We start from the raw sequence: 707 nt of genomic DNA on the forward strand, positions 1-707 counted from the left end.
CCAGTTCTGGCCCGAGCAGCGGCGCTACCGCATGATCGAGGTCAAGGGCCCCGGCGACCGCCTGCAGGACAACCAACTGCGCTGGATCGAGTTCTGCACCGCGCATGGCCTGCCGATCCAGGTGTGCCATGTGCAATGGGCGCAGTCGGCGGCATGAGTTACCGGGTGGCGGTACGTGCGCTGTGCGAGTTCACGGCCAAGGTCGGTGACCTGGACCTGCGCTTCACCCCGTCACCCACCGCCCTGGAGGGCATGCTCGGGCACCGCAAGGTGGTGGCGCGGCGCGGTGCGGCGTACCAGGCCGAAGTGGCGCTGGAGGGGCAATTCGAGCAGTTGCAGGTGCGTGGCCGCGCCGATGGCTACGATGCGGCGGCCAATCGCCTGGAGGAGATCAAGACCCACCGCGGCGACCTGGCCAGCCAGCCAGCCAACCATCGGCAGTTGCACTGGGCCCAGGCCAAGGTGTACGGCTGGCTGTTGTGCCAACAGCGCGCACTGGCACAGGTGAACCTGGCGCTGGTGTACCTGGACGTCGACAGCGAGCGCGAAACCGTGTTCGAGGCGACCCATTCGGCGGCTGCACTGGAGCAGTTCTTCAGTGCACAGTGCACGCTGTTCCTGCGCTGGGCACAGCAGCAGATGCAGCGCCAGGCCTTGCGCAATACCGGTTTGCAGGCACTGACCTTCCCCCATGGGGCGTTTCGCAC

The 707-nt window shown here is 67.0% G+C and carries 1 protein-coding gene and 1 pseudogene; both read left to right on the forward strand.

Annotation, left to right across the window (positions count from 1 at the left end; all coding sequences use genetic code 11):
• A partial coding sequence (locus tag G3436_RS25730) for a VRR-NUC domain-containing protein (protein WP_163951035.1) occupies positions 1 to 157 on the forward strand: 157 nt, incomplete at its 5' end.
• Positions 154 to 707, forward strand: a pseudogene (locus tag G3436_RS25735) (ATP-dependent DNA helicase); the annotation flags it as partial. The gene G3436_RS25730 and the pseudogene G3436_RS25735, both read left to right, overlap by 4 nt.

The sequence above is a fragment of the Pseudomonas brassicae genome (assembly GCF_010671725.1).
Taxonomy (GTDB): domain Bacteria; phylum Pseudomonadota; class Gammaproteobacteria; order Pseudomonadales; family Pseudomonadaceae; genus Aquipseudomonas; species Aquipseudomonas brassicae.